Raw genomic sequence first — 6,484 nt, forward strand, 5'->3', positions numbered from 1 at the left:
TATGCATAGCATTAGAATCTATTCCACCAGATAATACTTTTCCAGATGATGGAGAAACTGTATTAAATGCACGTGACATTCTTGTTAAAGAATCATATAAAATTCTTTTATTTAATCTATCTAAATTAAAAAAAATAATTTTATCTTTATAATTAGATATTAAATATTTTTTATATTGTAAAAAAAAATATAAATTTTTTTTTATAAAAAAATCAAATAATTGAATATTATTAATTTTTTTAAAATTTTTTTCTATATTTTGTTTAATTAAATAATTATTTTTACTATAAATAAAAAATGGATTATTAATTTTTTCATTACAATTTTCATTAAAAAATATATTATATTTTCCAATAATATTTTTTATTTCTTCTTTTAATAATAAATAAATATTTAAATCTTTATGTATTTCTATTTTTGTTTTTAAAGGATTAATATTATAATTAATAAATTTTGGTTTAGAATAAAAAAAAATAAAATAAGAAAAATTAAAGTTTTTAAATAAAATATTATATAATGAATAAATAATTTTTTTTATTTTTATATTTTTAAAAAATCTGTTATTAAAAAATAACATTTGTATTTTTTTATTTTCTTTATTTAATAAATTATGTTTATAAATTGGTTTAGAAATATATCCAAAAAATGATATTTTTTTTTCTTTTTTTTTAAAAAAAATAAAATCTTTTTTTTTTTTTCCATAAAAAATAAAAATTCTTTCTTCTAAAGAAGATGGTGGAAGATTAAAAATAATTTTTTTATTATTATAAAATTTAAAACCGATGTTAAAATAAATTAAAGATATTTTATAAAATTCATTAATAATGTAATTGAATTCTTTTTTTGATTTTTCTAAAAAATTTTTTCTAACTGGTAAATTAAAAAAAATATTTTTTACAGATACAATTGTTCCTTCATTAATAGAAATAAATTTTTTTTTTATAATATTATTATTTTTAATAAAAAGATGAATTCCTATATCCATCATTTTTGTTTTTGTTTTAATTTCCATTTCAGATATAGAAGATATAGAATATAAAGCTTCTCCACGGAAACCATTTGTTGTAATATTATAAAGATCCTTTATATTATTAATTTTAGAAGTAGTAAATCTTTTAAAACTTATTTTAGCGTCATTTATACTCATTCCTATTCCATCATCTATTACTTTAATTAATTTTTTACCATGATTTTCTATTATAACAGTAATGTTTTTAGCTTTTGCATCTATAGAATTTTCTAATAATTCTTTTAAAACAAAACATGGTCTTTGAATTAATTCTCCTGCTGCTATTTTACTTATTATTTTTTCTGGTAACAATTTAATCATTATTGTAAATAATAATAATTTTTAATTTTTGTTAATGTTAAATATTTTTTTAATTTTTTATTATCTATTACATGATAATAACCTTTTTTTTGTTGTAATTTTTTTATTTTTAATAAATATTTATAAGAGTTTTTATAATCTTTTTTAAAAAGAAAAATAAATGCTAATCTATAATAAAATAAAGTAGAATAAAAATTTTTTTTTGATGAAGAAAGTAAATAATATTTAATTGCTTTATTATATTTTTTTAATTTAAAATAAGAATCAGCAATAATGCTATATTTAATTGAAAAAATTGTTTTACTATTTGTTTTAAATTTTTTTAAATACTTAATAGATTTTTTATACTTTCCTAGTTTAAAATAAACAATACCTGTATAATAATTAGATAGATTTCCAATTTTTGTAAATGGATATTTTTTTGAAATAAATTTAAATGTTAAATAAGAATGTTTTTTATAATTTTTATAATAATTTTCATCTACAGTTTCTTTTAAATATCCTTTTAAAAAATAAAAATTTTTAGTATAAAAAAATGATTTTAATAACATTTTTTGATTATAAAAAATGTAATATTTTGAATAAAAAAATAAAAAAATTATAAAAATAAAAATTAAATAAATATATTTATATTTTTTTTTTATAAAAAAAAAATTTTTTCTAACAAAAAAATTCATAATAATTTTAAAATTAATATTTTTTATATATAATTCCAAATGGACATGGAAAATTTTTCATTTTATTTTCATAAAAAAAATTAGATAATAAAAATGATTTTTTAAAATTTTTTTTATCATGAATCCATATATTATTTATATTATTATTAATATTAATATTATTAATAATATATGGTTTATAATTATTAAGAATTATTGCTTTTTTTTTACCAAAAAATAATGGTTTTTTTTCTTCTATAAAAATAATTTTTTCTTTTTTTTTATTTTCAATATAATTAAAAGCATTATTATTAAATATATTACAATTTTGATATATTTCTAAAAATGAAGTTCCTTTATGAATAAAACATTCATATAACATTTTTCTTAAATGTTTTGGATTTCTATCAATTGATCTTGCAATAAATGTAGCATTACATCCTAAAGCAAATAATAATGTATTAATAGGATTATAATTATCATATTTATTTTTAAAATTTTTTTTAGTAGTTGGAGAAGCTTGTCCTTTTGTTAATGCATAAACTTCATTATTAAATAATAAAATATTAATATCTATATTTCTTCTTAATGCATGCATAAGATGATTTCCTCCTATAGATAGTCCATCACCATCACCTGTAATAACCCAAACACTTAAATTTGGATTAGATAATTTTATTCCTATTGCTATAGAAGTTGCTCTACCATGTATTCCATGAATACCAAAATATTTTGTATAATAAGGCAATCTTGAAGAACAACCTATTCCAGAAACAAATACAATATTTTCTTTCTTTATACCAAAATTAGGCAAAACTTTTTCTATTTGATTTAAAATAGAATAATTTCCACAACCAGTACACCATTTAATTTCTTTTAAATTCATTTATTATTTTTAATATATTAATTAAAATTTTATAAATTTAATAAAAATTAAATATGTATAAAAATTAAATATGTCATTTAAAGAATATAAGAAATTAAAATTATCTTTAATAAATAAAGAAATTGAAGATTATTGGGAAAAAAATAAAATTTTTGAAAAAATTTATTTATCTAGAAAAAAAAATTCAAAATTTATTATATTTGAAGGTCCTCCATCTTTAAATGGATCACCAGGAATACATCACGTAATATCTGGTACTATAAAAGATATTTTTTGTAGATATCAAACACTAAATGGTAAAAATAGTTATAGAAAATCAGGATGGGATACTCATGGATTGCCTATAGAATTGATTGTAGAAAAAAAATTAAATATAAAAAAAGAAGATATTGGAAAAAAAATTAGTATTAAAAATTATAATGAAAAATGTAAAAATTTTGTAAATAAAAATTTAAAAAAATGGAAAAATTTATTTAATAAACTTGGTTTTTTTATAGATAAAAAAAATTATTACATTACATATAGTTCTAAATATATGGAAAGTTTATGGTGGATATTAGAAATTTTATATAAAAAAAAATCTTTATATAAAGATTATATAGTTACTCCTTATTCTCCTTCTGCTGGTACAGGATTAAGTTTTAATGAGTTAAATTTTCCAGAATGTTATAAAAATATAACAGATTTAAGTATTACAGTACAATTTGAATTAAAAAAAAAATCTTTTAAAAAAAATTTAAATAAAATTAAAGAAAAAATTTATTTTTTATCTTGGACTACTACTCCTTGGACAATTCCTTCTAATACTGCGTTAGCAGTTTGTAAAAATTTAATATATGTTTTAATTAAAACGTATAATCCATATAATTTAAAATTAATTTATGTAATTATATCAGAAGAATCAATAAAAAATATTTTTTATAAAAAAAAATATTTTAAAGTAAAAAATGAAAAAAAAGAAAATTTTTTAATTAAAGATAAAAAAATACCTTATACTATTATTTTATTATTTAAAGGAAAATATTTAATTGGATGTGAATATAAACCAATATTAAAATGGGTATTTCCAATAAATAAAAATAAAAATGATTTTAAAATAGTTGATAGTGAATTTGTAAATCCTAAAGAAGGAACTGGAATTATTCATATTTCTCCTACTTTTGGTATTGAAGATTTTATTTTATCTAAAAAAAATAAAATATCTTTAATGTTAGTTAAACATAAAAAAAAAATAACTCCAATTGTTGATAAAAATGGAAAATATATAGATATTTTACCAAGTCCTTTTTCTGGAAAATATATAAAAAAAGAATTTGATTTAGAACAAAATTTTGATGTAGATAAAGAAATTTCTATTCTTTTAAAAAAAGAAAATAAGATTTTTGATATTAAAAAATATAATCATTCTTATCCACATTGTTGGAGAACTGCAAAACCAATTATTTATTATCCAATTAATTCATGGATTATTAAAACAAAAAAGTTTAAGAAAGATATAATATCATTAAATAATAAAATAAATTGGATTCCTAATTTTAAAGGAAAAAAATTTTTTTATTGGATAAAAAATATTAAAAATTGGAATTTATCTAGATCTAGATATTGGGGAACACCAATTCCATTTTGGAAAAGCAAAAAAAATGAAAAAATTTTTATTAATTCTATAGAAATGTTAATTAATGAAATTAATAAATCTATAAAAGCAGGATTTATGAAAAAAAATCCTTTTAAAAATTTTGTTATAGGAGATATGAGTAATGAAAATTATAAAAAAATTGATTTACATAGACATATATTAGATGATATAATCCTTTGTTCTAATTCTGGTGAAAAAATGATAAGAGAAAATGATGTTATAGATGTTTGGTTTGAATCTGGAGCAATGCCTTATGCTTCTTTACATTATCCTTTTGAAAATAATAAAAATATAAAAAATTTTTTTACATCAGATTTTATTTCAGAAGGAATTGATCAAACAAGAGGATGGTTTTATACTCTTCATATTATTTCTTCTATTTTATTTAAAAAAATATCATATAAAAATGTTTTACCAATAGGATTAATTTTAGATAAACAAGGTAAAAAAATGTCAAAAACAAAAGGAAATATAATAGATCCTTTTAAAATTATAGAAGAATATGGATCTGATGTAATAAGATGGTATATGGTTTCTAATTCTAATCCTTGGGAAAATATTAAATTTAATATAGAAGATTTTAAAAAAATACAAAAATTTTTTGGTACATTACATAATGTATATATTTTCTTTTCTACATATGCAAATATAGATAAATTTATTTATCTTGAAAAAGATATTTTAAAAATAAATGAATTAGATAAATGGATTTTGTCTGAATTAAATTTATTAATTAAAAATTCAAAAAAATATTATGAAGAATATAATATTACAAAAATAGTAAAAAAAATAGAAAATTTTGTAATTAATAAATTAAGTAATTGGTATATAAGATTATCTAGAAGAATATTTTGGAAATCAAAATATAATGAAGAAAAAATATCTGCATATCAAACTTTATATAAGTGTTTAATAACAATTACAAAAATTTCTTCTCCAATAGCTCCATTTTATATGGAAAAATTATATTTAGATTTATCAAATCCTATTAATACAAAAAATAAATTTGATAGTGTTCATTTATCATTTTATCCTAGATATAATAATTCATTAATTAATGAAAATTTAAATAAAAAATTTTCTTTAATAAGAAAACTAACATCAATGATTCTTTCTATTAGAAAAAAAGAAAAAATTAAAGTTAGAAAACCATTAAAAAAAGCATTTATTTTGATAAATAGTAATAATAAAAAAAATATTGATTTTTATTCTTTAAATTTATTAAAAAAAGAAGTAAATATTAAAAATATATATTTATTAAAAAAAGAAGAATATGATAAATTAGAAATAACAGTAAAAAATATTAAACCAAATTATAAAATTTTAGGACCAAAATTTACTTATTATATAAAAGATATAGAAAAAATATTAAGAAAATTTACACAAGAAGAAATAAAAAAAATTGAAAAAAAAGGATATTATAATTTTTTTTTAGAAAAAAAAAAAATTACTATTTTTTTAAATGAAGTAATAATTGAAAATAAAAATATAAAAAATTGGTCAGTAAAAAATTACAAAGAAATAACAGTAGCAATAGATATTAATTTAGATAATAATTTAATACAAGAAGGTTTTATAAGAGATTTTATAAGAAAAATACAATTTTTAAGAAAAAAAGAAAGATTACACATTACAGAAAGAATTATATTATATATATATTCTTCAAATAAAATTGAGTATATAATTAAAAATAATAAAAAATTAATTTTTAAAGAATTATTAGTAAAACAAATTTTTTTTAAAAAAAAATTAAATTATAAAAAAATTAAAATAGATAATAATAAAATAGGAATTTTTATTAAAAAAATTTAATATATTTTTAAAAAAATAATATTATTTATTTTATGTTTTTTTTTTTCTAAATAGCATATCGTACACCTCGCTCTTTTCCTTTGCAGTTTATTTTACAACCACCCACTCATATATCACAAGTTTGTGACGTGAATTTGCATATACTAGAGAGGACGACTTTGTTT

Annotated in this window: 4 protein-coding genes; 1 reads left to right on the forward strand and 3 read right to left on the reverse strand. The window is 16.1% G+C overall.

Annotated features, from left to right (window positions below; all coding sequences use genetic code 11):
* The 3 genes from mutL to KHQ18_RS01580 form a co-directional block, all read right to left on the reverse strand.
* A partial coding sequence (gene mutL, locus KHQ18_RS01570; protein ID WP_212113378.1) for a DNA mismatch repair endonuclease MutL occupies positions 1-1,330 on the reverse strand: 1,330 nt, incomplete at its 3' end.
* Complete coding sequence (locus tag KHQ18_RS01575) at positions 1,330-1,881, reverse strand: tetratricopeptide repeat protein (RefSeq protein ID WP_212113379.1); 552 nt, start codon at positions 1,879-1,881, stop codon at positions 1,330-1,332. The genes mutL and KHQ18_RS01575, both read right to left, overlap by 1 nt.
* A 139-nt stretch (positions 1,882-2,020) precedes the next feature.
* On the reverse strand, positions 2,021-2,872 hold the full coding sequence (locus KHQ18_RS01580) for a thiamine pyrophosphate-dependent enzyme (protein ID WP_212113380.1): 852 nt from the start codon (positions 2,870-2,872) through the stop codon (positions 2,021-2,023).
* A gap of 70 nt (positions 2,873-2,942) precedes the next feature.
* On the opposite strand from KHQ18_RS01580, the gene ileS reads away from it, so the two are divergent.
* Entirely contained in the window at positions 2,943-6,320 is a 3,378-nt protein-coding gene (ileS, locus tag KHQ18_RS01585) for an isoleucine--tRNA ligase (protein WP_212113381.1), read from the forward strand.
* The last annotated feature ends 164 nt before the right edge of the window (positions 6,321-6,484 follow it).

This window comes from Candidatus Shikimatogenerans silvanidophilus (genome assembly GCF_018200315.1).
Taxonomy (GTDB): domain Bacteria; phylum Bacteroidota; class Bacteroidia; order Flavobacteriales; family Blattabacteriaceae; genus Shikimatogenerans_A; species Shikimatogenerans_A silvanidophilus.